The sequence below is a fragment of the Mesorhizobium sp. WSM1497 genome (assembly GCF_001672455.2).
Classification (GTDB): Bacteria; Pseudomonadota; Alphaproteobacteria; order Rhizobiales; family Rhizobiaceae; genus Mesorhizobium; species Mesorhizobium ciceri.
Genome location: NZ_CP021071.1, coordinates 254,351 through 280,294, shown reverse-complemented (window position 1 = coordinate 280,294; position 25,944 = coordinate 254,351). Strand labels below are relative to the sequence as shown.

Sequence of the window (25,944 nt, the reverse complement as noted above, 5' to 3'; positions counted from 1 at the left end):
GCGATGCTGGAGCGATATCAACGCCTTGGTCCGCCGCCCGACGAGGCGCTGGCGAGGCTGATGAAGATGCGCGAAGGCCTCGGCATCACGCGGATCGCCGACATTACCGGGCTCGACCAGCTCGGCATCCCGGTCGTGCAGGTGACAAGACCTTTCTCGCTCTCCAACGCGGTCGCGCAAGGCAAGGGCGCCACCCTGGCGCAAGCCGCGATATCGGCCATGCTGGAATCGGCCGAGAGCTTCTTTGCAGAGCAGGTGGCGAATTTCGAACCAGTCGTCGGCTGCGCCGATCAATTGGGCATCCCGCCAGATCGCTTCGAAAGGCATCTCCAGGGGGGCACTGCGCCCGGATGGCGCGGCAGGGAGACGGCGTGGTTAGCCGCAGACAATCTTCTTACCGGCAGCCGCGACCTGGTCCCGTTCGAGCTCGTGCACACCGCCTATGTGTTGCCGTCACTGCCCCATGACGGGATTTTCGCGGCATCGACGAGCGGTTTGGCAGCAGGCTTCGAGGAGCCGGATGCCATCGTTCATGGCATGCTTGAATGCATCGAACGCGACGCGATCGCCACGGCATACCGGACCCACGGGTTTTTCCATCGTCAACGCATCGATCCCGAGACGATCGATGATCCGTCGCTCCGCGATCTCCTGGAAACTTTGGCGGCAAAGAAAGTGCTGGTCGGCCTTTGGCAAGCTTTTTCGCCGTTGGGCATACCGGTGGTGTGGTGCCATCTGCTGGAAGACGAACCGACGGAAACGGTCATTTTGGATCATCCGGCTGATGGTTCGGCTGCCGGTTTCAGTCCCGCCGGCGCGGCGGTACATGCCATCTACGAAGCGGCCCAGGCCCGTCTGGCGGCGATCTCGGGCGCGCGCGATGACCTGACGCGCGCGTCCTATCCGAAATACCCCGATCGGCAGATGATCGCAGCGCATCGCCGACTCCTCCGCGATGGCCCGCGCAGCGTGGATTTCCGCGCGTTCAACGAGCAGAAGTTCAACCCGGCGTCGGGAGGGCTGTCGGTCCTCTTGGCAATTCTCGAAGAGAGAGGGTTCGATGCGGTTCACCTAGTCCGGGTGGGAACGAAACCGCTCGACGCCCTGTCGGTTGTCAGGATTGTCATCCCTGCCTTACAGCCGCTCTTGCAGGGGTAAGGATTATGCGCCCGAAACTCGTCTTCACTGGCCCCACCGTGTCCCATTCCGACGCGTTGAAGGTCATCGATGCGGTATGCCTTCCTCCGGCCGTGCAAGGTTCGATCGTTTCGGCCGTGCAGCAGTTCGACCCGAGTGCGATCCTTCTCATAGATGGCGGTTTTCAGACCGAGCCAGCGGTTCGGCACAAGGAAATCCTGTGGGCCCTCAGCCGCGGCATTCATGTCGTCGGCGCGGCCAGCATGGGTGCCCTTCGAGCAGCCGAGCTGTTCCCCCATATGCAAGGCGTCGGGCTTATCTACCGATGGTATCGCCGCTTCGCCTTTGCACCCGACGACGCAGTAGCGGTATTGCACGGACCGGCCGAGGTGAATTTCGCTCAATTGACGCATGCGCTGATTGACCTGCGCCGGACCCTTCGCGCTGCTTGCCGGCGCGGCGTGATTTCACCCGATCAGCAGGCGAGGTTCGAGGGTGCGGCACAGGCCGTCAACTTTCGCGAGCGCACCCTAGCACGGATGGTCCGGGATGCGCACGATGGCAACGGCGACGTCGAGAATTTGTGCAGGGAACTCGGCGCGGCTTTCGTCCAGCAAAAAAAGCTAGATGCCCTGCGGGCACTCGAACTTTTGCGGGAGCAAGCATTTCAAAAAGCACACCCCATGCCGGGATTACAGCTAACCTCGGCCTTCTCCAAGGATATGGATGATGCGGGGCTGGCGCTGTAGGCCCAGACCTCTTGACGGTCGACGTTTACGCAACGTAAGCGCCGTGATAGCGTGGTAGCGTCAGAGGGGGCCAAGCGATTGGACGCGGTCGATCGTGTCGTTGCGCAAGATCCGTCGCTGGGAACGCGATTCCTGGTCTACCCGCAGGTCCCCCACCTTTTGGGTTACGGAACACCCGAAACAGTATGGATTTCTACTCCACCTGATTTGATCCGCTCCGGCCCGGAAGATCACCGCATCTACGTTCGCGATCCGGTCCTCGACAAGGAGCCTTACGACTACCCTTATCTGCCACCGTTTGTCGGCGAAATCTTTCCGCCTGCAGAGGCTGGCTTTGACGGCCATTTCGATCAGCTTTCCCTGACATCGCGGCAGTTCCTTTCTGCGCACGCTTTCGCCTCGGTCAGCCGCGTGCTGGATGTCTGGGAAAGCTACCTCGGCAAACCGATTGTCTGGTATTTTGCCGAGACGTACGAGCGGCTTGAAATCATCCCCTTCGTCGACTGGGAGAATGCGCAATCGGGCTATGGCTATCTGGAACTCGGCCGGGAGCGCGGCATCGACGGAGGCAACTATCCCTATGCGCTCAACTTCGATGTGATCGCACATGAGGTCGGCCACGCAATCTTGTTTTCGCTGTTCGGGACACCAGCCGGCGGCCTGACTAAAGGCGATTTCGGACCGTTCCACGAAGCCAACTCTGATCTGGTCTCGCTCTTGTGCTTCTTGAATTTCGACAGCGGCATGGACCGGCTGCTGCGGCACTGCGATGGCAACCTGCTTGTTCTCAATGAATTGAACCGGATTGCCGAACTGACTGGCGACCGGCAGATCCGCCTCGCCAGCAACGCACGCCGCATGTCGGAGGTGACGGCGGAAATCCATGACAGGTCACGGCCATTTACGGGGGCTGTGTTCGACACGATTGTCGACGTCTACCACGCGGCATTGGTGCACGAGGGGCTGGCCGACGAGCGGCTGCTGGGGATCGATATCAAGGATGTCGACCAGTCCGACATGCAGCGCATCTCGGATTTCACGTCCCGCGCCTTCCGCGCTCGGCCCTTCATGTTCAAGAGCATGCTGATCAGAGCAAGGGACGAAGTGGCCCTCGCACTTGCTCAGGCATGGCCGCGCCTCGATGCAGATGACCTGACCTTCGAGAATGCCGCAGCCACGCTGGTCGATGTCAGCGAACGGGTGGCGCCCGCGCTTGCGGAAAAGTTTGAAGAAAACTTCAGTTGGCGAGAGATTCTATGAACTGATCGATTGCTAAAAAAAGGAGCAAACAAAATGAGCGACGACTATCACCGACCGACACTAACGTTTCCATCAGGCGCTTACAACGCAACACAGGTCAGGCTTTACGGTATCGCACCGGGCGGCGGAGATCTTGTTTACCCCAACCATCCAAAAAACCTTGAGAGCGCAGACTTCGCAATATCAGTTCGATCACAATCGGATGATGTAAGTCAAAATGACCAATTTCTGCAGCAATTGAGTGATTCAAAGGTTACAAAGGAACAATTTCTCAACCTGATTGCAAATCGAAGAATCAGCGGATTCCCCGATGAGTTTGGGTACGCCACTCAGATTTCCTTAGCCGTGCGAAATATCGGATTCATTGTAATTTCTACGGTGGTATCGTTTGATGAAGCATATAACAGCGGAAAGGTACTGTCTTCTGGGATTATTGTCGGGTATTCATATGAGGGACATTGCTTTGACCTTCCAAAACCGAAGATCATGCTTCTTCCCGTTCTTCCTCAAATGATACCTCTCGACGATTGCGGATACGACAAGAAATTTAATAGACAGGATGAGAATGGCCCAGAAAAATATATGCTCTGGATCGTCGATAAGCTTGACGAATGCGTGGAATTCGAAATGAACCAGGGGTTCATCGAGCAGATCGTCCTCGATGCGAACCTTCCCGGCAAGCGTTCACCGACGATGTACGCATCCAAGATGACGATGGGACACCGTGGCGGAAAGCTGACCGAATAGTCTCTAATGTTCCCTGCCAAGGTTGAAGGCAAGCAGGCTCGCCTGCTTGCCAGGTTTGCCATCCAGGCTGATCGGCCGAAGCTGCACAGGGCTGGGGTGGAGATCAGAGACGACGGTTGATCAGACTCTCATCCGCGGACGGACGCCGGCATCAACATTTCGGGCCAGTCGCTCGGCGTCGACCGCAACGTCGAAACGCTTTGAGGAGGGCCAACCCATCGCAAAGGTCGCGATTGTCGGCAGCGGTTTCATCGGGAGGGCCTGGGCGATCAGTTTCGCCCGCGCCGGTCATGACGTGCGCATGTGGGACCAGTCTCCCGCCGCGACGGGCGGTGCCCGCGACTATATAGCGGGTGTGCTCGGCGACCTCGCCGCGAACGACCTGCTGCGCGGGCAGTCCGTCGACACCGTGCTTGGCCCGCATCGCCATCGCTGACGGACTGGCGGAGGCGCTGGCCGATGCAGCCCATGTCCAGGAGAACACGCCTGAAAACCTCGATGTGAAGCGGGAGGTGTTTTCCCTGATCGATAGCCTTGCCCGCCCGCAAACGGTCATCGCCAGTTCCACCTCGGCGCTGTTGCCGTCGAAATTCACTGACCATCTGCAAGGGCGGCACCGCTGCCTGGTCGTGCATCCGATCAATCCGCCCTATCTCATCCCGGCAGCGGAGGTGGTGCCGGCGCCATGGACTTCCGCCGAGACAGTCGAAAGGACTCGCGCCTTCCTCATCGACGCCGGCCACGCGCCGCTGGTGATGAAGCGCGAGCTCGACGGCTTCATCATGAACCGCTTGCAAGGCGCGTTGCTCGAGGAGGCTTTCAGGCTTGTCGCCGACGGCTATGCCAGTGTCGAGGATGTCGACATCGGCATCCGTGACGGGCTGGCGCTGCGCTGGTCGTTCATGGGACCGTTCGAGACCATCGATCTCAATGCACCCGGCGGCGTGCGCGACTATGTCGAGCGCTATCAGTCGATCTATTCGAACATTTTTCCGCAGATGCTGCGCCGCGTCGACTGGGCGGGCGAGGTGATGAAAACCGTCGAGGCCGACCGCCGCGAACGTCTGCCGCGCGAGAGCCTCGGCGAACGGCAGGTGTGGCGCGACCGCCGGCTGATGGCGCTGGCGGCGCACAAGAAAAAATCGGACCAGGAGTACGGACAATGATCGAAACGAGCCGCAAGCCCGGCGCCCCGCAGACGAAGGGCAAGGTCATCATCACCTGCGCGGTGACGGGCGCCATCCACACGCCGACCATGTCGCCCTATCTGCCGATCACGCCGGACCAGATCGCGTCTGAGGCAATCGCCGCGGCCGAGGCCGGGGCGGCGATCCTGCATCTGCATGCCCGCGGCCCGGAGACCGGCAAGCCAGACCAGACGCCCGAGGCCTTCGCTCGCTTCCTGCCGCGCGTCAAGCAAGGCACCAATGCCGCCATCAATATCACCATCGGCGGCAGTCCTTACATGAAGGTCGAGGAGCGTGTGCGCCCGGCCGCCCAGTTCAAACCGGAAGTCGCCTCGCTCAACATGGGCTCGATCAATTTCGGGCTCTATCACCTCGCCGACAAATACGAGACCTTAAGTTCGACTGGGAAAAGCCGCATCTGGAGGCGACGCGCAACCTCGTCTTCCGCAACTCCTTCAAGGACATCGAGTACATTCTGGCGACCTGCTACGACAACGGCGCGCGCTTCGAGTTCGAGTGCTATGACATCGCCCATCTTTACAACCTCTCGCACTTCGCCGACCGCGGGTTGGTGAAGCCGCCTTTCTTCGTGCAGTCGGTGTTCGGACTGCTCGGCGGCATCGGCACGCATCCCGAAGACGTCGCCCATATGAAGCGCACTGCCGACCGGCTGTTTGGCGACCAGTTCCGGTGGTCGGTGCTGGGCGCGCCAGCCAGCTGCGCATCGCCGCGCAATCGGCGGCCCTTGGCGGCAACATCCGCGTCGGGCTGGAGGACAGTCTGTGGGCCGGCAAGGGTCGTCTGGCTAAGTCGAATGCCGAGCAGGTGGTGCTCGCGCGAAGAATAATCGAGGGGATTGGTATGGAGGTCGCCACGCCGGACGAGGCGCGCGCCATCCTCGAACTCAAGGGCGTCGACAAGGTGGCTTTCTGATCAGCATAGGGTGGGGATATACGCTGCGGCTAAAGCGCTGAATGACCGGCCGGATCAGCTCGCGAGAGACCGCCATAGGCGGAAGTCTACTGTTCGGGCTCGTGCCGACCGCTGCTCGCTCCAACTGTGGCTACGTTCGCGGTCCCATCTGCTCTTCACGCCGTTCAGCATCGAACGCCTGCCTGCCCTTCGCAGTCCATAATCGTTGGGCTTGCTCGCCTTCATGGCTTTGCAGCTTGGCGGCGATCCAAAGCAGCGCGCCGTAGATGGTAGCGCGATCGTCATTGGTGAGCTCAACAATGCCTGCCTTGACGACGAGACCTCCGAGTTCGATCAGATGTCGGGTACGCTTGCGGCGCTCGACCTGCCAGGTGCGCATGTCATTGCGAGCCTGTGTCGCTTGCCGGCGATTGCGGGCTGCCCGGTTGCGCTTGAGCGCTGCGAGGGTTGCGCTGAGATCCCGGAGCAGTTCGCCGAGACCTGTTTTCGAAAAACATCACTCCACGCTTGGCCCATGCCTCACGCTTTGAGGTGTCTTTCGTCTCGGCAATTGCGACGAGTGCGCCGGCCAATTCGTCGGTGCTAAGCTGATCGGCGCCTGTGGCGATCACCATCTCGCCAAGTTGCTGCACCTTTCGCGTTTTGAGCTCTCGCGCCTTGTCTTCCAGTGCCTTCAGTTCGGCGTCGAAGTCCCTTGGTTTGCGCATGGCTGTCTCCATTGATTGTCGATCTCTGGATGATAGTTGAGCGTCCGCCGGAAGGCTTCAGTGTTGCCGAGACAGCCCGGGACGGGCTGGTCCATCCTGAGAATTTTTCGAGGGAGGGCGCGCTTATACGTCGTGCCGACGTGTGCTTTGCCGTGCAAACGATATTGTCGCGATGGCGATCTATCATCTTCACGTCAAGGTCATTGGCCGCAAAGCAGGCTCAAGCGCTGTCGCGTCAGCCGCCTATCGTTCAGCATCGCGGTTGCGCGCTGAGCGCATCGACCGCACGCATAACTTCTCGGCCAAGCGCGGTGTCGTCCACTCCGAGGTGATGCTGCCGGAGAATGCGCCGGAGGCGTGGCGCGACCGCGAGAGGTTGTGGAACGATGTCGAGGCCTTCGAGGTCCGCAAGGACGCGCAGCTTGCCCGCGAGGTCGAGTTTGCGCTCCCGCGTGAACTCAGCCAGGCGCAAGGCATCGAGTTGGCGCGCGACTTTGTGGAAGCCGAGTTTGTCAGCCGGGGCATGGTCGCCGATCTCAATGTCCATTGGGACCGGGCAGAAGATGGCAGCCCAAAACCGCATGCTCATGTCATTCTGACCATGCGGGCCGTGGACGCGAACGGTTTTGGGTCAAAGGTGCGAGACTGGAATGCTACCCAGCTGGTCGAGCGCTGGCGCGAGCGATGGGCGGAGCTTGCCAATGAACGCCTTGCCGAACTCGACATCGACGCGCGCATCGATCATCGCAGTCTGGAAGCGCAGGGCATTGCCCTGGAGCCGCAGACGCAGATTGGTGCACCGGCTCAACGCATCGAGGGCAGTGGCCTTGCTGCTGGCGACAGTGAAGCAGATCGCGCTGAACTGCACCGCGAGATCGCGCGCAACAATGGTGCGCGCATCATTGCCGATCCATCCGTGGCGCTCGATGCCATCACCCATCAGCAATCGACTTTCACCCGAAAAGACATCGCGAAGTTCTCGCACCGGCACAGCGATGGAATGGAGCAGTTCAACGAGGTGGTGGTAGCCATCAGCAATGCACCTGATCTGGTCGAACTCGGCAAGGACGGACGCGGCGAAGACCGCTTCACCACAAGGCAGATGATCGAGACCGAACAGCGCCTTCACCGCGCGGCAGAGCGTATCGATTTGGACGAGCGCCACGCGGTGAGTGATGCGCATCGCGAGGCAGCGCTGGCGCGGGCCGCGCAACGCGGGCTTATTCTTTCGGAGGAGCAGAGCGATGCGCTTGCGCATATCACCGATGGCCGCGGTCTGGGTGTCGTTGTCGGTTTTGCCGGAACGGGCAAGAGCGCCATGCTGGGCGTTGCGCGCCAGGCATGGGCAGCGGCGGGCTATGAGGTTCGAGGCGCTGCACTCTCAGGTATTGCGGCCGAGAATCTCGAAAGTGGTTCCGGCATCCCGTCACGCACGATCGCCAGTATGGAGCATGGCTGGGGACAGGGCAGGGATCTGCTCACCGCGCGCGATGTGCTGGTGATCGATGAGGCCGGCATGGTTGGCACGCGCCAGCTGGAGCGCGTGCTTTCCCATGCGGCGGACGCTGGCGCAAAAGTCGTCCTCGTCGGCGATCCGCAGCAGTTGCAGGCGATCGAAGCTGGCGCCGCATTCCGCTCTATCCACGAGCGACACGGCGGCGTCGAAATCGGCCAAGTGCGCCGGCAGAGCGAGGACTGGCAGCGCGATGCCACGCGCGATCTGGCAACCGGCAGGATCGGCGCCGCGATCAGCGCCTACGACGCGCAAGGCATGGTGCATCACGCTGCAACGCGCGACGCAGCGCGGAGTGAACTCGTCGAGCGCTGGGATCGCGACAGGCAGGCGCATCCAGAGGCAAGCCGGATCATCCTTACCCACACCAACGACGAGGTGCGCGCCCTGAACCAGGCAGCGCGCGAGCGTATGCGCGCTGCCGGCGATCTCGGCGAGGATGTTCAGGTGAATGTCGAGCGCGGCCCAAGGAACTTCGCCAGCGGCGACCGGGTCATGTTCCTGCGCAACGAGCGCGGGCTTGGCGTCAAGAACGGCACGCTCGGCATCGTGGAGGAGGTCAGCACACAAAGCATAGCCGTGCGCACCGATGACGACAGATCGGTTCGCTTCGACCTGAAAGACTACGCGCACATCGACCACGGCTATGCCGCGACCATTCACAAGGCTCAGGGTATGACGGTTGCCCGGACCCACGTCCTGGCGACGCCGGGCATGGATGCGCATGGCAGTTACGTGGCACTGTCGCGGCATCGAGACAGGATGGAGCTGCATTATGGCGGCGACGACTTTGCCAATAGAGAACGGCTCGTCCGGACGCTGTCACGGAACCGCGCCAAGGACATGGCGTCGGATTACGAACAGATCGACCCGGCGCAGAGCTATGCCGAGCGGCGCGGCATCACGTTCCGCGAGCGCGTGGTCGAGATCGTGCGCCGGATAGTTCCGGAGAAGCTGCGCGACAGGATCGGCGAGTTTCTGGACGGATTGCGCTCGCCTGCAGACGCCGAGCCCGGCAACGACCGTGGGCGCGGGCCGGAAAGGGAGAATGTTGGGGCGTTAAGTGCAGACGGTGGCGCGGCGCCTGAAAGAGATGTTTCGGTCAGGGGAGCGCAGCGCGACACGGATGCGGCGGTGAGCCCCGAAGCGGCGCTGCGCCGCGCTCGCACGAACGCGCTTGTGCGTCACGCGCGCGCCATTGACGCGATCCTGAGCAGCGGAAATGTGGATGGGCAGGGCAGCCCCGAGCAGATGCGCGAGTTGAGGGATGCCCGTAGCGCTTTCGAGAAGGTGCGGCCGCATGGCTGGCGCGATGCCGAAGCGGCTTATGTGAAAAATCCCGAGCTGCTTCGTGAAGCGGGTGCCGGCCGCGTCAATCGAATCGTGCTTGCTCTCCAGCTTGAAACCGAAATCCGCACCGGCTTGGACAGTGATCCGGCAGGCCGAGCGGAACGTTTCGTGGAACATTGGCAAAAGCTCCATCGGACAAGCCAGGACCAATACCAGGCTGGCGACATGTCCGGTTACAAGTCCACGCGCTTGGCCATGTCCAATATGGCCAAGAGCCTTGAACGCGATCCGCAGCTTGAATCCCTATTGGCAAACCGCAAACGCGAGCTTGGCATCAACGTGGAGTCGGGTCGCCGCTTTGGCGCGGAACTCGCATTCAACCACGGCATCGGCAGGGGCCGTGGCATTGGGATCTGAACATGTCCGATTCGCCGCCGTTTCCACGCCACAGATCGACGCGATGACAAATCTGATTGCGCGGCGACGTTGGGTTGTCCTGTCTGGAACCACTAAATGCCAAATGCTCTCACCGAAACGCAAGGCAGCCATGTCTGAACCGGATCGTATCATTCGCCTTAAGACCGTCCTAGCGCGGACTGGCTTGTCCCGCTCGACGATGTACCGAAAAATCGGCGAAGGCACGTTCCCGACCCAGGTCAAGATCAGCTTAAACGGTGCGGGATGGAGGGAGTCCGACATCAATCGGTGGGTCGCTGATCCTGTCTCATGGCACACCGGTGCATCACGAAAGAACAGCGACTAGTGGCGGTGGAGTGGCACGTTGCGCCCATCGTTGAACAGCCCTCTGATGTAAATTCAACGACTGGGAAGGGGCCGGAAGTGGGTAGGCAGCTTCTGGCCTCAGAACGTCAGATAGCGGACAGTCAGGGGTGCGTGGCGGTGACCCGTTGGAGAACGTCTGACAAGTCTTGCGTGTCAAACGGCTCTCAGACCGCTAACGCTATCAGACAACGTTCTCCACGACGTTGAGAAGCTCGATCGCTGTTTGCACCTCGGCATAGCGTTCCGCGTTCGTCTCGCCGGCGTCGATTTCCCCGATCAGGGCAAAGCGCGCAGTAGTGTCCTTCGGATCGGGGACGGTCTTGGTTTTCCACCAGCCGGCAACGGGATGCACTGCAATGAGATTGCGGGGCGCCAGATCGGAGGCCGGGCACACCAATTCATCGATGTGCAGCCTACCCGACATCACGGCGATTGCGGCCGAAGGTCCAATTATCATCTTCCTCGATGGCCGAGCCATCCGGTTGCTCGACCGCCTTGCTGATGCGCGCGAGAAGGCGGTCTGGTTCTCGTTGGGCCGGTTCAGCTTGAAGCGCAGATTATGTGAGGTATATCGGAATTTCGAACCGCGTGCCGGCTCGGACGGGTTCGGATCAATGAAGGTGCTCAGCGTCACGCGCAGGTTTACCGGCGCACTGACCAGCTTGCGCAATTCCGCAACCGGCCACGGGAGCTGAAAGACTTTCATCTCGTTGTGAACATTCTGCGCAGATGGTTTGTCCGCCTTTCGGTAGGGCTTGATCGTGTCTTGGACTTGCGTTGGAGGCACTGCGCCGCGCGCGATCGAGGTCGGGAACGCCAAAGCCATAGCGGTTGAACAGGAGCGCGTAGTCTCCCTTGGCCGGGCTGGCCGGGAGATGGCTCTTCATTCGAGGGCTCCAGCGCGCGGACGAGACGAACAGCGCGCGGATGGTTTCGGGCCAAAGGTTGACGTGGACGTCACGCCGACGCATATCCGCCCCTGCTCACCCCGAGCGGTCCGCCGCATCGACTCTACGGCACGATCAAGCTGCGCAAGGGTTGCACGCGCATCGTCGGAAACCTCGAGCCCGCATCAGACATTCGAAGCCGCACGCCCTGCGCCGAAAGAGCTGTACATCCAGCTCGCGTTCGAGCGCGTTGATCTGTTGACTGAAGGGCGGTTGCTGCATGCCAAGCCGTTCGGCGGCAGCGTAATGTGGCCCTACTCGGCGACTGCGATAAAATAGCGCAAGTGCCTCATTTCCATTGTCATAGCCAAAACATATGGATTCAACGTCTGGTATATTGTGGCTTGAACAAAGATCAAATGCTATGACCGGCGGATCGACCGAGGTCGGGGAAGGCCCGATGGGACTGACGGAAGCGATCCGTAGGGCGGGGATGATCCGGAGGCTTGCACCAAAGGGGCGATGATCATGGAAGCAGCGCCGCATTCACAGATTGCTGACCACTACGCGCGAGGCAGCCTAGTCGCAGATATTCGCGATGGTCTTGCCGCCATGGGGAAGACCGAAAGCACGGTCACCGCCGAGGACCTCTCGCCGGTTGACGAGTTTCACATTGGCGGCCGCGCCGCCACGGGAGAGTTGGCAGGGCAACTTGCGCTCAACCCGAGGGATCGAGTGCTCGACATCGGCTGTGGCCTCGGCGGACCGGCGCGACAGATCGCTGCGCACTACGACTGCCAGGTGACCGGCATCGATCTCACTCGCGACTACGTCGAAGCCGGCAATATCCTCTCCGGCTGGCTCCATCTCGGGGAGCGCGTCTCGTTGCAGCAGGGTAATGCTTTGGGTATGCCGTTCGCAGATGGATCGTTCACTGCCGCGTATATGTTGCACGTTGGAATGAACATTGCCGACAAGAGCGCACTATTTTCGGAGGTTGCGCGGGTCCTGCGCGCGGGTGCGCGTTTCGGTGTCTTCGACGTCATGCGCACCGGAGTCGGCGAGCTGTCTTATCCGCTGCCATGGGCGAGTACGGCAGATACGAACGCGATCGCCGCGCCTGAGCAGTACCGCGACACACTTTCCGCGGCCGGGTTCGAGATTTTGTCGGAACGCCAGCGGCGCGATGCTGCGCTTGAGTATTTCGCGCGGCAGCGCGCCGAGGTGGCCATGGGGCGGGCAGTACTGGGCGTCCAAACTCTCATGGGAGCGCGGCGGCCCCAGATGGTCCGAAACATGAGCGAAAGTATTTCAGCTGGCCGGATTGCGCCGGTCGAGATTATTGCCCGAAGGCGGTGATGCCTGCGGTCGATTTCAACTGGGTCTGGCGGGAAACGCAATGTCTGCTTCGGGTCAGGAATTGAACTAACGCGCCCGTGCAAGTCCGCTTTTGGCGAGCAGCAGCGCCGACCTCAACGGCCGAAAAGGGGGCGCATTGCTGACATTGATTGATAAACTGATAACCTTGAAGGCGCCTGTAGATGCCGCCTTCCTCTAAGTGTTCGCGGTACCGCGTGACAAGCGCACACCGGGGCCGCCGCCATTCTCTGGAATGAATTCTATTCCGGCTGCTTCGAGCGATAGCTTCAGCGCTTGCAGGATTGATTCAGATGCTGGTTTCGAACCACGTTCGAACTGCACGATCGTCCTCAAACTTACCTTGGATAGGTCCGCCAGTTCCTGTTGAGAAATGTCGAGAAGCCCACGGGCCGCGCGAACTTGGGCCGCACTTACCTTCATTATTCAAATGCCCTGTTGCACAAAAAGTGCAAATATGCTTGTTTTGGTAACGGCCGTTGGAGGTGGTTCCCCCGCTTCCAACAGTCTAACCACGCCCACGCTTTGCGGAGCTCGGATCATGGCTGATTCCGACAATAACACGACTTTGCCTTTCGTCACCCGCAGGAAGGTGCTTTCGGGAACAGCAACCGCAACGGCGGCGACGCAGGCTACATCGTTTGCTCGCATCGACTTGGAGGGTGATGACGCCATTGATCCTGCGGTGGCGGTGTGGAGACGATGGCACGCGGCGTGGGAAGAGGCTGAACGGCTTTGCAATCAGCAGCAGCGGCTGGAGAGGGTACTTATCGAGACCGTTGGCTTCCCTTGCACGACAGTTACCTTGTCCGACGGCGAGAGCGTGACAGTTCACTCCGTTGAAGCCCTCCGGAATTGCTCGGTGTTCGTCCGGCTAACACAGTGGCCCGCACCCAAGCTGAAGCTGAAATCGTAGCCAATCAGGCGCGCTGGGATGCCGCCGCTAGGGAGATTGGTTATTCGACAGCCTTACTTGCTGAGCGCGAAGCTGGCGAGCGGGCGAAGGAATTACTCGAAGCCTTATCCCAAGTTCCTGCAACGTCGCTCGCCGGTATCGCGGCCAAGCTAAATGCAGCGCTTAGGGAAGGGGAGTATTCGCTACATGACAGTGAGCCCCCGTGGCCACAGATCCGCTCGGCCTTAGACGATATAGCTCGGATTAGAGAGCAGAAAGTCTCGAGCTGAACTTCGGCAATAAGATACTGAAATCGCGATCATTCGTCGGTCTGGTGATTTTCGCGGGGGCCTACCGAGACAAACTCTCTACACATGGAGCGACTGATGCAGTTCCGAAAAGCATTTGGGGAGCCAGAGCGCCGCAGCGTCTTCAACGCACCGGTAAACCATGGAATCGAGAGTGGCCCGCACCCTGCTGATCAGTATGTCGGCAGGCAGATCGCCGCGGTTCGCGTTCAGTCGGACGTATCGCAGGCCCAGCTTGCCCGATCTATAGGCATCAGTTTTCAGCAGCTTCAAAAATATGAGAACGCGAGAAACCGCGTTAGCGCATCTATGCTCGTCGAGATCGCCAAGGCGCTAGGCGTCCCAGCGAGCCGTTTCTTCGCAGGACTGCCGGACAATGAGACCGATCGTGACGCTCCGCCGCTGCCGGCCGACGAGCGAATCAATTTTATTGCCAGCGCGGAAGGTCGACGCCTGATTGAAAGGCTTATGCATCTCCATCCGCGAGTGCGAGGTCGGGTGTCGTCTCTAATCGCAGCATTAGGAGAGGAACTGGCAGTCATCGACCCAAAGCAGGAGAGCGCAAGGCCCAACGAACCAATGCCAGTCGAATGCAGGCTGACTTGACCGGCAGTTATGGCAAAGCTCAACGAGTTCCCTTCGACGGCTGGAATGGCGAAGTTCGCGCTTTCGCTTCGATCCGCACCGCCAAGGAGGGGATGGTCGAGCGAGCGTTTCCCGAAGAGACCTCGACGAGGGCTACATCGCCGCAGGCAGGGAGACTGGCCCTGTCGTTGCCTATGGCGATGATGGGAGCGTTGCATGAAAAAGCTTCCGAACGCATCCCAAGTTCCTGCCATAGGCTTGCGGCTGCACCCCGTGCGATCTAGGTTCGCCAGTTCGGCGACTATCCGATTTCCGCGCCGCAGGGTCCCAAGTGCACGATCGAAGGGGTGTGCCCCTTTTATCGCCGGTGGTGTTAGTGATGCTCGGCTTCGTGAAGTCGGCACGACACAGACGCGATGGTGCATTGCTGCGCGAAACCGCCCCAGCGGTAACGCCGGAGGAGCTTCGCACAGCCATGCTTAAGTTTGTCGAAGCACTCGCCATCGCCGATGCCAGAGGCGATCATCTCAAATCCGTCGGCGCTTCGGCTGACCGAAATGCTGCCATGGATGCAGATCGCTGCAACAAGAAGGCTTCCGATACATGAGGCGGGCCGCTGTCTATGCACGCTTTTCGACCGAGCTGCAGAACGAAAAATCCACTGAAGACCAGATTGCGCTGTGTCGTGCTTACGCAGCGCGCAACGGTCTGGCTATCGTTGCGGTCTACGAGGACAAGGCGCGCTCCGGCTCATCTATATTGGGTCGTGACGCGCTGATGCGCCTGATGGAAGCTGCGGGCCAGAACGCGTTCGACATCGTCGTCGTCGAGGCGCTCGATCGCCTATCGCGCGACATGGCGGATCTCGCAGGTCTACACAAACGTCTCTCTTTTCTCGACATTGAAATCCAGGCTGTTCATGACGGTATCGCCGACGCGGTACTCATTGGTATTCGTGGGCTTGTCGGTCAGATGCAAAGGGAGGACGGTGCCAAGAAGGTGCGACGGGGCATGGCTGGCGTGGTCCGTGACGGACGTCATGCCGGAGGCCGAGCTTACGGCTATCGACCTGTCTTCGGCCGACCTGGCGAACTGGAGATCGTAGAACAGGAGGCAGAAGTTGTACGGCGCATTTTTGCCGCTTATGCGGCCGGTCGAACTCCACGAGACCTAGCGGGTGATCTCAACCGGGATGGAATAGCGCCACCGCGAGGAATTCACTGGAACGGTTCTACCATCAATGGAAATGCGCAACGCGGGGTAGGACTGCTCTTCAACGAACTCTATGTCGGTCGGATCGTCTGGAACAAGGTCCGGATGCTGAAGAACCCCGATACAGGCAAGCGTGTCTCCAGGCCAAATCCAAAGGACCAATGGCAGACGAAAGAAGTTGCCCATTTGCGCATCATCGAAGACGAAACTTGGCACAAGGCGCAGGCTCGCAAAGCAGTGAGGGTGAACGCAACCTCTCATGTCAAGCGTCGGCCAGCTCACCTGTTGTCCGGTCTGCTCCGCTGCGGCGTTTGCGGTTCAGGTCTGTCGGTTCACGATCGTGATAAGACAGGCAAGACGCGTATTCGGTGCTCGGCAGTTCGAGAAAGCGGGAGCTGCTCCAATCGGCGCATCATCTATCTGCCCGAGATCGAAAAGGCGGTCCTTGATGGCATGCGCGACCAACTGAAAGCCCCCGACCTCATCGAGGCATACATCCGCAGATACAACCAAGAGCGCCGAGAATTGTCCGCACAGGCGAATGCGATGCGCACAGCGCTGCAAGGCAAGCGCGATCGGATAGAAGGCGAACGGCAGCGCACGATCGATCTTGTGATCAGGAGCGTCATTGCTGAAGAGGATGCCAAGCAGCGTATTGCAGAACTCAAGACGCAGCTTTCCGAGGTAGAGGCACAGCTCTCCGGTCTTGATGAGCCGCCGTCACCCGTAGCTCTCCACCCTGCGACCTTGCAGCGTTACATCGAAACCGTCGACGGCCTTTCAAAGGCGTTGGCCGACCACGCAACTGCTGCTGACGACCGTGGCCCGCTGATCCAAAACCTTCGAGGACTTGTTCATAGTGTCACCGTGCACCCCAAGCGGGCACGTGAGGGCTTCGAAATTGAGGTCAAGGGCAAGCTTGCCGCCCTTATAGGCGGGGCCGCATTTCCCACTGCACGGTATACTGAAAAGCCCACCGGACTAGGCAGCCGCTTCAACGCTGCCGTTACGTACGATAGTGGGTTGGAAGTGGTAGCGGGAGAGGGCTACCGCCAATTCACCGCTGCTACCGAGTTCGTCTGTTGAATGTACTCGCAAGCAGGGACGACAGAATCACATCCTGTCCCCTGGCTGTGGTGGCCGGCTGATTTGAACTGTCATCAGAGGCCCGCAAAGTTCCCGTAAACCAGACATGCAAACGATAACACTTGAGGCCGCGGTTGCGCCAGGTTCGGTGAATCTTCCATGTGCCGCACGCCACCTTGGCTCCCGGCCTTCATTGTCGTACCCTCGCGTCGCAAAGTCAGCGTGTGCAGAGGAGGCGCGTTCGAATGCGGGTTCCAATTTGGCTCCTTTCGACCTTTGTGCTTTTGTTGGCAACATTTCCATCCGGGGTGCACGCTGCCAGCGACAATCCGAAGCTCACGCCACTCGTTGCGGAGATCATCGCTCCCCCGCATGTGATTCCAGGCTCGGACGGCAGGCGTCACATCGTCTACGAACTGGCAGTGACGAATATCACTGGCGGCGATGTCCGTTTCGAGAAGCTCAAGGTCGTCGATGCCGACAGCGGAGCACCGCTTGCAGAACTCGGCCCGGATGAATTGCGCACGCGCGTCACGCCGGGCGCAAGCCGCGGCAACGAAAACCGCGAGTTGGCCGCCTATCAGTTCGCCGTCATCTTTCTGCATGTCGTGCTTGCGGACGGGGCGGCGGTTCCGGCTCGCATTACCCACGAGATCACGGCGTTTTTCGCGGTCATCGGCGCCGACATGACGGTGACGATTGGCGAGGGTGCCGTCGTTGCGAAGGCACCGGTGGCTCTTGGGCCGCCTTTGCGCGGCAAGGGTTATGTCGCGGCTGACGGCTGCTGCGATTCCATCCGCCATGTCCGCGCCCTGCTGTCGCTCGACGGCAAGTTCTACCTTGCCCAACGTTTCGCTATCGACTGGGAGCAAATCGACGACAACAACACGCTGGTCGTGGGCGACCTTAAGGTTCCTGCGAACTACCACATCTATGGCAAGCCTATCCTTGCCGTTGCCGACGGCACCGTGGTCGGGACGCGCGACGACTTGCAGGACCAAGTGCCCGGTGCGCTGCCCGCCAACTTGCCGATTGACGAGGCCGACGGAAACTTCGTCGTGCTCGACATCGGCTCGGGCTTGTTCGTCAACTACGCCCACATGCGGCCGGGGAGCATTAAGGTGAAGCTCGGAGACAAGGTGCAGCGCGGCGATCAGATTGGCGAAGTCGGCAATACCGGGAACAGTCAAGCGCCGCATTTGCACCTGCATGTCATGGACAGCGCTTCTCCGTTGGCCTCGGACGGCCTCCCCTACGTGTTCGACAGCTTTACCATCACCGCCGTCGGCGAGGCCACCGAGGATTTTGACATGGCGGAAGCGACCGGATCGCCGATGACGCTTACGCCGCGCGTCCCGCCCCAGAAACTGGAAGACGTGCTGCCGCTTGACCTCTCTGTTGTTGACTGGCCACAGTGATCGCCTTGTAAAAGGCAGTGGACAGTCCGCCCTGATTTCCGAAATGGTGAGCTCGAAGCCGATGACCGCCACCCGCACAATACCCTTACGTCTTTTCCTTGCCGCTGCCGTCCTTACCTGCGCAAGTCCTGCAAACGCCGATCGGCTGCTGGACGAAGCGGTCGAATTCACCGGTACATTCGCTTTTGTGAGTTCAGGCGCGCCGGGCCTGGTGATCGCCGGCGTTCGCAACGGCGAGACGGCGTTTGCCGGTTTCGGCGAAACGGTCCGCGGATCCGGCATAGAGCCGAATGCCGACACAATGATGCGAGTGGCATCCATTTCGAAGGCATTTTGCGGAGACGCTCTCGCCAGTTTGTTGGTAAAAGGAGAGATCGGCCTGACTGACCCTGTTCAGACGCACCTGCCTGACGGTTTCGTGGTGCCGGAGAAGGATGGGCGGACCCTAAGGATCATCGACCTCGCGACACAGACATCCGGCCTGCCGCGCGAGATGGCCCAGGCAGGTGGAACACCCAACGATCCCTACGCCGGCCACACAAAGGAAGCGATGATCGCAGCCATGCACGGGGAGCCGTTTCTGTTTCCTCCCGGAACTGGCGCGCTCTATTCGAACCTGGGCTTCGACCTCCTGGGACTGGCGATCAGCGGAGCGGCTGGCAAGCCGTACGCTACCGTCTTGGAGGAGCGCGTGTTGCGGCCACGCGGCATGGTGGACACGGTCTTCAATCCGCGACCTGGTGACGAGGGCCGGCTGATGCAGGGCCACAATTTCGACGGCACGCCGCTTCCCTTCGTGCCGACACCGATGACGATGGAATGCGCCTCGGGGCTTTATACGACGCCCAACGATATGCTGAAGTGGATCGCCTGGCACTTGGCTCAAGGCGGCTCCGAGGACGATGCACGCCGCATTATCGACCACGCCAGCCTAGTCAGGAGGGATGGGCTCTCTCCGGCGCTGGGCCTCGACGACGGTGGCGCGCCGATGGATGCGATGGCACTCGGTTGGGTTGTGGTAGAGGCTGACGGCAACCGTCCGCTGGTGCTTCACAAATCCGGAGGGCGACAAGGCATGTTTACATATGTTGCCATCGCGCCGACGCGCGGCGTCGGCGTCTTCGCGGCGATCAACCAGTTCAACGCCGGGGGCTTTGAAGCAATGGTGCACGCAGTAAACGAACTGATCTATCAGCTCGCGCCCCGCTGACTGCGCTCTCGTCTCACAATCAGATTTCTCGTCGAGGACATTCCAATGACCGGTTCAGGCCACAGGCGCTTGCTCATCCTCTGCTTCACGGCAGCCTGCGTCCTTGCGGCTCCTCACGTCGCCGCCGCCAAAGATCGTCTGCTTGAGGAAGCCGTGGGATTTGCCGGCGGCATCGCCTTCCTGGGCTCGGGCGCTCCTGGCCTCGTGATCGCCGCGGTTCGCAACGGCGAGACGGCCTTCGCTGGCTTCGGCGAAATCCGCAAGGGCTCGGGGCAGGTGCCCGACGAACATACGCTGATGCGGATAGCCTCGATCTCCAAGACCTTCTGCGGCGATCTGATGGGCTCGATGATTGTGGATGGCGTCATCGGCGCGACCGATCCCCTTGCCAAACACCTCGGGAAGGACTGGACCGTGCCTGGGCTCGAAGGACGAACGCCGAGGCTCATCGATCTGGTGACGCAGGCATCCGGCCTGCCGCGCGAGGTACCGAACCAGACAGGCGGCACGCCGGACGACCCGTTCGCCGGCAATACCTTCGACCTCAGCCGCGCTGAGCTTGCGAAGCCAGAACCCTATCTTTTCCCTCCCGGCACGGGTGCCTTTTACTCGAACTGGGGTTACGATCTGCTCGGCCTCGCGCTGGCCAATGCCGGTGGCAAGTCCTATGGCGATCTGCTGGCCCAGCGGGTGCTCACGCCCCGCCAACTGACCGACACCAAGCTCAACCTGGCGGAAGGCGATGCGGCGCGGACCATGCAGGGCCATTTCTTCGACGGCACACCGTTGCCCCTCGTTCCTTCGCCGGAAACGATCGGATGCGCGGGCGGGCTCTACACCTCCGCCGCCGACATGATGAAGTTCATGGCCTGGCACCTTCGCAAGGATGCGGCCGGCGATGCGGAGCGTACCGTCGACCATGCGGGCTGGCTCTGGCGCGACGGTCTCTCGCCGGTAATCGGCATCGACGATGCGGGGCCGATGGGAATGATGACGCTTGGCTGGGTCGGAGTTCTGGCCGACAAGGACAAGCCCATGATGCTCAACAAGACCGGCGGATTGCAGGGGCAGTTCAGTTATGTGGTGTTGGCGCCAACGCGCGGTGTCGGTGTCTTCGCCTCGATCAATCAGTTCAGTGTCGGCGGGTTCAAGGCGATGGTCGCAGCAACGAATGATCTCGTCGCGCAACTTGCGCCAAGATAAGGGCAGTTCAGGCGGGAGCTACGCCACCTAATACGAGCTGATTAGCTGGAACAAAAAACGCGTGCCGGTATCAGTCAGACCTCGGTTATCTCTGAACGGTACCGCAACAAGCGCCCTTGCATTGAGGTGTTGCCCAAATGCAGCCTTTGCACCTATTCCGGCCGAGCCGAGTTCCGCCTCGATGTAATCCACGCCCGTATCGTGGTTCCAGACCGCACCGTAATCGACATAAGCAAACACGTTCAGATTTGGGATCGGCAAAGCCTCCGGGAGTTCGATGTTGCGTCCCAATTCCAGCGAGGCCGCTATCCCGCTATCGCCTGAAGCGGCCGAGCCATCGAAAGCCAGGCCATAGGGATCGCCGCCGAGCACCAACTGGACCGACGATGGCACCGCCGTCGGCGCATATTGCGCAGCCACTCTGAGGTGGGCGACGGCCAGCGAAGCGATCTCCTTGGTAAGGTCGAGGTCGCCCCGAAAATACCTGTAGTCATCAGGAACGCCTGGACGCGGTGCAAGCGGATCGGTGCTGCTGCTCGCGCCAAAGCCGTCGAGGCCTTGGCCGAAAGTACCTGTCAGCGTGATGGCGCCGTTTTCCAACTCACCGGTATACTTAAGGGAGGCCGCCAGCCATCGGAGGTCCTCATCCGTCTGCGTTTCGCCGCCCAACGCCAGCGAGTTGTCCTTGAAGTTCAATTCAAGGCGGCTAAACAGGCTGTGGTCAATTGTCCGCAGCAGTGGGTAGTTGACATACGCGCTGCCGAACCTAGAGGCTATGTCGACATCGAGAGGCTTGAGGTCGGCGCCCGGCTGGGAAGAGACATAACCGATGCTGTATCCTACATGCAGTCCGTCATACCCGATCGGGACATCGTGCGAAGCCAGCACGAACTTCAACTCCTCGGGACTGTCCGGAATGGTCACCAGGGCGATGTTCGCCACATCGAACAGCCTAAGCGCATCGTTGAAGGTGCCGGTGCCGGTCAGCTGAAATGGGCCGACGGCTTTGCTGCCGAGATTGTCGACTATTGTGTTTGCGCCGGCCCGCTTGAAGCCAATGTCGAGTTTCAGATCACCGCCGGCGGAGGGCGTTTCGGGCCGAATGAAAGTGCCTTCGATGGTCAGGCCGCCAAGATCGCTCATCAGCAACAGCACGCGCTCGGCCTCCTTGATCCGGATTGGCCGCATGGCGACGATGCGATCGATGTAAGGTTTCAAACGCCGCTCAATATCAGGGATGGCGCTGTTGATGGTGACCCGGCGCACGTAGGATTCGTAGAGAACGATGACGACGTTGCCGGATGAAAAGTCCTGCTCGGGAACGACGGCCCACGAGAAATATCCGGCCTTCTGGTAGATCTCGTCGATCCGCTCGGCGATGGCGTAAAGGTCGGCGGCGCTTATCTTTTTGTTCCGCTGCGCGGCCCACGCTTGCTCCAGCGTAGCGCTGGGCACCGTCACCGCGCCTCGAACGGTTATCGACCTCAAGGTAAACATTGTTTTTTCGGCTTGTTCCGAGCTCGTTGCCTTGCGTGCATCCGGAACTGACAGGTCAATCGTGCCGGGCTTCCTCGGAGCGGAATAGCGTCGGATGATCTCGTTCTGATCCGAAACCACCGAATCGATCCGCTCGGGGATCGTCTGGCTAAGGCTCGGTCCGACCATGAAGGCACTGGTTGCAAGACTGATGGACACGCGACGTACTGCGTCGAACCAGTGGGACAGCGCCTTGCGAAGAGGCATCAATCAAACTCGCTGACATGTCGTGGCAGGGAAAATCAACGGTTATTCGAAACTTGGTTTAGCAAATTAGCAAATATGTCGGGGTCCGTCATCCCGCGATGCACACCCGTCAGTGCCCCAACAAAGCGCAGACCGCCTGAGCCTGAACCTCCCGCAAGCGGTCGAGCAACGCGCCAGCCGGCTCAGCGATGTTCAGCGTGGTGGTGACCGAGCGCGTCCCGTCGGCGGTTGATGCCGCCCACTGCGTGTAGCCCGGGAAACTGCCGGTGTGGCCATAAACGACACCGCACGGCGTGGTGTAGCGGAACAGTCCGAGACCGGCCTCGTTCGTCCCGGGTCCGGGCGGACTGGAATTGCCGGCCACGAACTTCATCTGTTCAATCTGCTCGGCAGCGCCGAAGAACTTCAGTCCGAGATCTGCCCGTATGAACATCGACAAATCATCAGGCGTCGACACGATCGCGCCCGACGCCCACGCACCGCTCGGGCTGACGAAGGTCGTGACGTCTTTCGGCTCGGATCCGGGCGCGACGACATAGCCGTGGATGGCGGGCCCAGGCAGCGCGATGTCGCGCGTGGGGAAACTCGTCCGGGCGAGGGCGGCAGGACCAAACGCGATGTTCTTCAGCAGCGTCCCGTAGGGCATTCCTGTGACCGCCTCGGCGATCAGCCCGACGACGACGTTGTCCGTGTTGGAGTAGGTATACTGGGTGCCGGGCGTAAACTCGAGCGGGTCGTTGCGGACCCAGCCGATGATCTCAATGGGCTGCACGTAACCTTGAGGATTTGTCGCGACCTGCTCGGCCAAGCCCTTGGACTGCAAGTAGTCGGGCAGGCCGCTGGTGTGGTTCAGCATCTGGCGGACCGTGACGGCCGACCATGCCGCCGGCAGATCAGGCAGGTGCTGGCCGATGGTGTCGTCGAGGCCGAGCCGGCCCTTCTGGACGAGGTGCAGGGCAATGGCGCCGTTGAATGCTTTTGAGATGCTGGCGATGCGCATGTATTGGTCGACCCCCAGCGCCTCACCCGATATGACATCGGCGCGCCCCGCTGTGAGTACGGTCATGCGACCGTCGCGGTAGAGCGTGGCGATCGCCCCGGGAGGTCCATCCTCTGCATCGAGGAGCTCCTGTAGGCCGGCCTGGACCTTTGCATCGGCCGTTCTCAACTGAGCCGCGGTTAAGCCGGTCGAGCGTGCCGGGCCTTCGCTATCAGGATGTTTTACATAGAGATCCGGATTCATCTCTTCAGAAGACACGATGACTTCGTCATTGACGCCCGAGTCAATATAATCATCGGTAATTGAAAAGCCTGCCAGAAGCTGTTTGTCCGTGAGAGGATACCAGGAGCCGAGTTCGTGCGAGTAGGCGGCAATGGCCAGCATCGCGAGTTCACGATTGCTATACAGGTCGACTTCATAATCTTCGACCAATTTGCCATCCGAATATTTCTTATATCCATCAATGTAAGGATCGCGGGAATTGTCGCCTCTATACTTATCCACAATGTCGCCGACGGTGACCTTAGACTTGTTTCCGTGGAAATAGATCTTGCGGAGGAGAAAACCCCAAGCAGCTACCCCATACTCTGGGGTTTCATAAATGGCAGTTTGGTTGCCGTACCGGTCTGGCAGAGTGCAACCCACATATCCTCTCATGCTGTCTCGCTGCCATTTCGAGATGTTTATGGCGCCGGGATTGTTTGTTCGAAGGGCCCTCCGAGTAAGCGCATTTGAGGAACTATAGTCAGCGTCCGGCAGGCTGCTAAAGAAATTGCCGATCCCGACCAGACTTCTGAAGTTGAATTCAGTAGCTTCAGGATATTTCGCATCGTCGCGAAATGGCGGGGCTAGACTGCGCGCCTTGTTCGCTTGCCAAAACGGCAGCCCGAGTGCACTACCGGTCTGCATCCCCACTGTGCCGTCAACGGGCATTCCATATGTGCTCTGGAAGGACTTCACAGCGCTTGCTGTCTGCGAACCAAACACTCCATCAATCGCTGAGGCGTAAACAGATTTGTCCGTGAGTACGCTCTGTAGAAGCGCAACCCTACGATCAAGAACGTTGCTTCGTGTTTGCTGAAAGACCGGACCGACGGGTTGACGCTTGTCGCTGATGCTGAAGTTGCTGACCCATTCGCTCGACCCGGAATAATCGTCAGGTGCTCCGCATTTCAGGGGATTCGCTGCGCTAACTTCATCCGGGCTTTCAAAAGCGAAGGCCGGACCGGAAGGCAAGAGGGCCAGGAGCGCAATGCCAAGCCAACCGCCCATCCCCGGCCTGAAACAACCGCCTATCATTTGGCGACTTCACCGCATGCGTTGACTGCATCGGTCTTCGACATGCATCCTCCGATCTTCGGCGAATGTCAGTTCGCCTCCTTAACCGACCTTCTCGTCTCCCGAGCACTTTTTCCATATCATCCAAAGAGTGGATGACGGAAGGTGAACTCGATTCTGATATGGCGAATCTTTGTCAGAAACGCCGCTATCGCCGCGGCAGCCTGCAACTTCAGCGCCGAGAGCTTCCGCTTGTCCGACGTGAACTCGGAGGGAGCCATGTTTACGAGCTCGTATCGGCGAGAAACAGTCCTTTCCGGCGAATGGTTGAGCCGTGCGGTCTCCGATTGGAGCAGACCCTGACATGCGGAATTTCGATCCCCTATCAAGGGGTGCGCTTACGCACCTTCGGCGACCAGCGCGCATTTGCAGCCAAGTGGAGTCACTTGGCGTCGCGAAAGTGCGGCTGTGTTGAACGATGCCGGCCTGTCTGACTTCGTCGAGCTGCGCAAGGCGATCACACGACGGCAGCACGACCTCTACTTTGTCGCCTTCGACCTGCCGCACCTCAACGGTCATGACCTGCGCGACATGGCACTGGAGGAACGGCGTGAGATCCTTGAAAGCGTGATCCCCGCCAAAATCCGCATCCAATTCAGCCAGGCGCTGCCCGGCGAGGCCAATCCATCACCTGATCGATGAAGCCGGTCTGGAGGGGATGGCATCAAAGCCACGCCAGATCGGCGCCAAAAGGCATGAAGCGTGAAGCATGTGCGTGGCGAGGCAGACTCTTGCCATGCATCGCTGCAGGACTTTCGGGAAGAATGAGCAAGCGGGGAAGCGGTTTTCTCTCCCATTGGATATCGGATCATTTGGAGGACGATCCGATCAACGACCCTGTGTTGATGGTGATCGACATGGCTGTGGACGCAAAACGGGCAGCGCGAGCCAGGGCATTCCGGGCCAGGAGATCGATGAAGAGATCGGCCCGATCTTCGAAGACATCATGCAGGGTTGCGGGGCGCCACGCTTCGCCGCTGCGAGGAGGACTAATGCTCGGCAGCCGAGGGTTCGACAAGGTGTTGCTAATATGCAGCACCGGCGGCATCTCTGACGGCCACCGCCTGGAACCGCTTCTCACGGCTGGCTGTAGACGTCAAAATGAGAACGAAAAACGGGAGGTGACGAAGATGGATAAGCGAGAAAACAGGATCATTGAGACGTGTTGCCTTATAGCCGTTCCGGTATCGATGGCTCTCACTATGGTACTAGCTCAACTGATCCTTGGCTGAACCCAAGGCACCGACCAGGCAAGACATAAGCCGTATTAGGCGACCGCTAAACCGGCAGGCGATCTGGCTACGCTAGCTATCGTTGCTCGGGTAATGTCCCCTGTAACTTGCCGCGCTGGCAACGCATTGACGGCTTGCTGCACT

At 60.1% G+C, this 25,944-nt stretch carries 22 protein-coding genes and 2 pseudogenes; 17 read left to right on the top strand and 7 right to left on the bottom strand.

The features are described 5' to 3' along the window. The first annotated feature begins 3 nt into the window (after positions 1 to 3). The 6 genes and pseudogenes from A9K65_RS33800 (at position 4) to A9K65_RS33780 (ending at position 6,013) form a co-directional block, all read left to right on the top strand. Complete coding sequence (locus A9K65_RS33800) at positions 4 to 1,158, top strand: YcaO-like family protein (RefSeq protein WP_064994112.1); 1,155 nt, start codon at positions 4 to 6, stop codon at positions 1,156 to 1,158. Between the two features lie 5 nt (positions 1,159 to 1,163). Then, positions 1,164 to 1,886 (top strand): TfuA-like protein, encoded by a 723-nt coding sequence (locus tag A9K65_RS33795; RefSeq protein ID WP_064994113.1) that lies wholly within the window; start codon positions 1,164 to 1,166, stop codon positions 1,884 to 1,886. 78 nt (positions 1,887 to 1,964) lie between these two features. Then, positions 1,965 to 3,146 carry a hypothetical protein gene (locus A9K65_RS33790; RefSeq protein ID WP_064994114.1) on the top strand — a complete coding sequence of 394 codons (1,182 nt, stop codon included), beginning with the start codon at positions 1,965 to 1,967 and terminating at the stop codon, positions 3,144 to 3,146. 33 nt (positions 3,147 to 3,179) lie between these two features. Next, positions 3,180 to 3,893, top strand: a complete 714-nt coding sequence (locus A9K65_RS35545) for a hypothetical protein (protein ID WP_157678609.1) — start codon at positions 3,180 to 3,182, stop codon at positions 3,891 to 3,893. Between the two features lie 217 nt (positions 3,894 to 4,110). Beyond that, a pseudogene (locus A9K65_RS33785) lies at positions 4,111 to 5,059 on the top strand (3-hydroxyacyl-CoA dehydrogenase). Beyond that, positions 5,056 to 6,013, top strand: a pseudogene (locus tag A9K65_RS33780) (3-keto-5-aminohexanoate cleavage protein). The pseudogenes A9K65_RS33785 and A9K65_RS33780 overlap by 4 nt, the downstream one beginning before the upstream one ends. A 130-nt stretch (positions 6,014 to 6,143) precedes the next feature. On the opposite strand, the gene A9K65_RS33775 reads toward A9K65_RS33780, so the two are convergent. Together A9K65_RS33775 and A9K65_RS33770 are read right to left on the bottom strand one after the other, a co-directional pair. Continuing rightward, positions 6,144 to 6,392, bottom strand: coding sequence for a conjugal transfer protein TraD (locus tag A9K65_RS33775; RefSeq protein WP_064994115.1), 249 nt, complete (start codon positions 6,390 to 6,392; stop codon positions 6,144 to 6,146). Position 6,393: 1 nt separating this feature from the next. Beyond that, positions 6,394 to 6,720 carry a conjugal transfer protein TraD gene (locus A9K65_RS33770; protein WP_198327700.1) on the bottom strand — a complete coding sequence of 109 codons (327 nt, stop codon included), beginning with the start codon at positions 6,718 to 6,720 and terminating at the stop codon, positions 6,394 to 6,396. A 172-nt stretch (positions 6,721 to 6,892) separates the two neighbouring features. Between A9K65_RS33770 and traA the strand changes: the two genes are divergently transcribed. Next, positions 6,893 to 9,940 carry a Ti-type conjugative transfer relaxase TraA gene (gene traA / locus A9K65_RS33765; protein ID WP_064994117.1) on the top strand — a complete coding sequence of 1,016 codons (3,048 nt, stop codon included), beginning with the start codon at positions 6,893 to 6,895 and terminating at the stop codon, positions 9,938 to 9,940. A 130-nt stretch (positions 9,941 to 10,070) separates the two neighbouring features. Continuing rightward, positions 10,071 to 10,286: an AlpA family phage regulatory protein gene (locus A9K65_RS33760; protein ID WP_084015884.1), complete on the top strand. Its 216-nt coding sequence runs from the start codon at positions 10,071 to 10,073 to the stop codon at positions 10,284 to 10,286. Between the two features lie 201 nt (positions 10,287 to 10,487). Here A9K65_RS33760 and A9K65_RS33755 read toward each other — a convergent pair whose 3' ends face one another. Together A9K65_RS33755 and A9K65_RS36385 are read right to left on the bottom strand one after the other, a co-directional pair. Beyond that, positions 10,488 to 11,132, bottom strand: coding sequence for a hypothetical protein (locus A9K65_RS33755; RefSeq protein ID WP_064994118.1), 645 nt, complete (start codon positions 11,130 to 11,132; stop codon positions 10,488 to 10,490). 196 nt (positions 11,133 to 11,328) lie between these two features. Continuing rightward, entirely contained in the window at positions 11,329 to 11,739 is a 411-nt protein-coding gene (locus A9K65_RS36385; protein WP_084015886.1) for a LysR family transcriptional regulator, read from the bottom strand. Between A9K65_RS36385 and A9K65_RS33745 the strand changes: the two genes are divergently transcribed. Beyond that, positions 11,722 to 12,552: a methyltransferase domain-containing protein gene (locus A9K65_RS33745; RefSeq protein ID WP_157678607.1), complete on the top strand. Its 831-nt coding sequence runs from the start codon at positions 11,722 to 11,724 to the stop codon at positions 12,550 to 12,552. The two genes, A9K65_RS36385 and A9K65_RS33745, sit on opposite strands and share 18 nt — an antisense overlap. Positions 12,553 to 12,747: 195 nt before the next feature. On the opposite strand, the gene A9K65_RS33740 is transcribed toward A9K65_RS33745, so the two are convergent. Then, positions 12,748 to 12,993 carry a helix-turn-helix transcriptional regulator gene (locus A9K65_RS33740; protein ID WP_031252501.1) on the bottom strand — a complete coding sequence of 82 codons (246 nt, stop codon included), beginning with the start codon at positions 12,991 to 12,993 and terminating at the stop codon, positions 12,748 to 12,750. A 118-nt stretch (positions 12,994 to 13,111) separates the two neighbouring features. On the opposite strand from A9K65_RS33740, the gene A9K65_RS36380 reads away from it, so the two are divergent. The 7 genes from A9K65_RS36380 (at position 13,112) to ampH (A9K65_RS33705) (ending at position 20,487) form a co-directional block, all read left to right on the top strand. Continuing rightward, entirely contained in the window at positions 13,112 to 13,486 is a 375-nt protein-coding gene (locus A9K65_RS36380; protein ID WP_245322210.1) for a hypothetical protein, read from the top strand. A gap of 365 nt (positions 13,487 to 13,851) precedes the next feature. Further along, entirely contained in the window at positions 13,852 to 14,379 is a 528-nt protein-coding gene (locus A9K65_RS33730) for a helix-turn-helix transcriptional regulator (protein ID WP_157678605.1), read from the top strand. 358 nt (positions 14,380 to 14,737) lie between these two features. Further along, positions 14,738 to 14,965 (top strand): hypothetical protein, encoded by a 228-nt coding sequence (locus A9K65_RS35535; protein ID WP_064994121.1) that lies wholly within the window; start codon positions 14,738 to 14,740, stop codon positions 14,963 to 14,965. After that, complete coding sequence (locus A9K65_RS33720; RefSeq protein ID WP_084015878.1) at positions 14,962 to 16,656, top strand: recombinase family protein; 1,695 nt, start codon at positions 14,962 to 14,964, stop codon at positions 16,654 to 16,656. The genes A9K65_RS35535 and A9K65_RS33720 overlap by 4 nt, the downstream gene beginning before the upstream one ends. Positions 16,657 to 16,817: 161 nt before the next feature. Continuing rightward, positions 16,818 to 18,074 carry a M23 family metallopeptidase gene (locus A9K65_RS33715; RefSeq protein WP_198327713.1) on the top strand — a complete coding sequence of 419 codons (1,257 nt, stop codon included), beginning with the start codon at positions 16,818 to 16,820 and terminating at the stop codon, positions 18,072 to 18,074. Between the two features lie 61 nt (positions 18,075 to 18,135). Further along, complete coding sequence (gene ampH, locus A9K65_RS33710) at positions 18,136 to 19,284, top strand: D-alanyl-D-alanine-carboxypeptidase/endopeptidase AmpH (protein WP_064994128.1); 1,149 nt, start codon at positions 18,136 to 18,138, stop codon at positions 19,282 to 19,284. Positions 19,285 to 19,329: 45 nt separating this feature from the next. After that, the gene (ampH, locus tag A9K65_RS33705; protein ID WP_064994122.1) at positions 19,330 to 20,487 is read left to right on the top strand and encodes a D-alanyl-D-alanine-carboxypeptidase/endopeptidase AmpH; all 1,158 of its coding nucleotides are present in this window, start codon (positions 19,330 to 19,332) and stop codon (positions 20,485 to 20,487) included. A 27-nt stretch (positions 20,488 to 20,514) separates the two neighbouring features. Here ampH (A9K65_RS33705) and A9K65_RS33700 read toward each other — a convergent pair whose 3' ends face one another. After that, complete coding sequence (locus tag A9K65_RS33700) at positions 20,515 to 22,230, bottom strand: ShlB/FhaC/HecB family hemolysin secretion/activation protein (RefSeq protein WP_064994123.1); 1,716 nt, start codon at positions 22,228 to 22,230, stop codon at positions 20,515 to 20,517. Between the two features lie 109 nt (positions 22,231 to 22,339). Further along, positions 22,340 to 24,502 (bottom strand): serine hydrolase, encoded by a 2,163-nt coding sequence (locus A9K65_RS33695; RefSeq protein ID WP_084015880.1) that lies wholly within the window; start codon positions 24,500 to 24,502, stop codon positions 22,340 to 22,342. 477 nt (positions 24,503 to 24,979) lie between these two features. Between A9K65_RS33695 and A9K65_RS33685 the strand changes: the two genes are divergently transcribed. Next, on the top strand, positions 24,980 to 25,210 hold the full coding sequence (locus A9K65_RS33685) for a hypothetical protein (protein WP_245268655.1): 231 nt from the start codon (positions 24,980 to 24,982) through the stop codon (positions 25,208 to 25,210). Positions 25,211 to 25,944 lie beyond the last annotated feature (734 nt).